We start from the raw sequence: 1,537 nt of genomic DNA, 5'->3' as shown, positions 1-1,537 counted from the left end.
TCCGCCGTTGCGCTGAAGGTTTTGCCTTGAACCGCCGAGCTGCCCGTCAATGTGACCGACGGACCGGCCACCATGTCGACCGCCCGCTCAACATCTGCCTGACCTGCAAACTGCACCGTGTTCGCAGCCCCAAGTGATGCAGACCCCGCAAACAGTGTCGCACCCGCTGCCACCTCGACCGCGCCAAGGCTGGATCTGATCGACAAGGCGTCCTGCGCGATCAACGCGCCTTCAATCCGGGCGAGCCCCGAGCTTTCCAGTGTGATCGCACCGCCTCTGGCCTCACCGGTGAAGGTCAGGCTGTCGTGTGTTGTCGTGATATCAATCAGATCACCGGTTTCAGAGGTAATCGACCCCTCAAGCACCAGCGGACCTTGATTGCGGATGCTGACGCGATTGCGGCTGCGGATCTGCGGGGTGTAGGTGCCGGATGGGGCACCCAATGTCAGACGTCCGTCTGCCCGGATGGCAATGTCCGAAGACGAGGCCATCTCGCCATTCAGACGCACGCCCACACCATTCTCGGTGGCAACCAGCCGGATCGCGTTCGCATACATCCCGCCAAGGGCGGCAACATCAACGGCCAAGGCAGGTGCCTGACCTGCGCCCGCCTGCTCGGTTATGCCCGATGTCTCTCCAGTATCGGGAGTGTAGGACCAGTCGTAATCGACCTGATTGGCCCCGGCCACGATGTTCAGGCGATCACCACGCATCGCACCATAGACCTGTGCGGCGCGCGCAATCACATCCACGCGCGAGGCGTCGGACAAGGCCACGCGGTTTTCCGGGTTCAACCCACCGGCACCAATCGTGACCGTCCCCTGGCGTACGTCAAACCCCGAAAGGCTGCCATTCGCACCAAATTGCGGAGAGCCGGTGGTCAGGGTCGCCCGGCCCGTATTGATGAACCCGCAACCGTTGCAGGTGATCCCGAACTCATTGGCCAGAACCATGTCCATGCTCGGCCCGGCCACTTCCAGAATACCGGTCAGTTGTGTCGCGTTTCCGCCCACGACCTCCCCGATCCACAGGTCCGCCTCGCGACCGGGGGTCAGGTTTGCGTTGCCTTCCACAAACCCGCCCAATGTGGTGCCGGTTATGGTGGCTGAGTTGTTGACGATCAGATCGCCTGCCTGGAAATCTGAATAGCGGTCATGAGAGACACCAGCGGCGTTGGGCCTGCTAATATTCAGCACTGCCGTTCCGTTTTGCGACGCATCCACATGCGGCCGGGGCCCGCCGCTTGGGCTGACCAATGTGATGGATTGGGCCTGCGCCAACACAGGTTGCACGGCCAGCACGACGCTCAGCACACATGAGACGAACCGACCGAATTTTCGACGCACTTGCACGTACATCATCTCCACCCCTTTGAACGGAGCCTAGGGGCATGGTCCCGCCAAGGCAACGGACCAGCAGGAATGCTCAAAATCGAGGGTATCGCTTTGATGCCGAGAGGGGAATTGCGGGTACGCATCCGTCAGAAGCTCACTTTCAAACCGATATAGCCGATGGTCTCGCTTGCCTCGAAGGCGGG

The 1,537-nt window shown here is 61.3% G+C and carries 1 protein-coding gene; it reads right to left on the bottom strand.

Annotation, left to right across the window (positions count from 1 at the left end; all coding sequences use genetic code 11):
* On the bottom strand, positions 1–1,361 hold a 1,361-nt coding region (locus Q0908_RS20280; protein ID WP_299289105.1), incomplete at its 3' end, for a filamentous hemagglutinin N-terminal domain-containing protein.
* Between the last annotated feature and the right edge of the window lie 176 nt (positions 1,362–1,537).

It is taken from the genome of uncultured Tateyamaria sp. (genome assembly GCF_947494755.1).
In the GTDB taxonomy this organism is placed as follows: Bacteria; Pseudomonadota; Alphaproteobacteria; order Rhodobacterales; family Rhodobacteraceae; genus Tateyamaria.
This window is presented reverse-complemented; position numbering and strand designations above follow the sequence as displayed.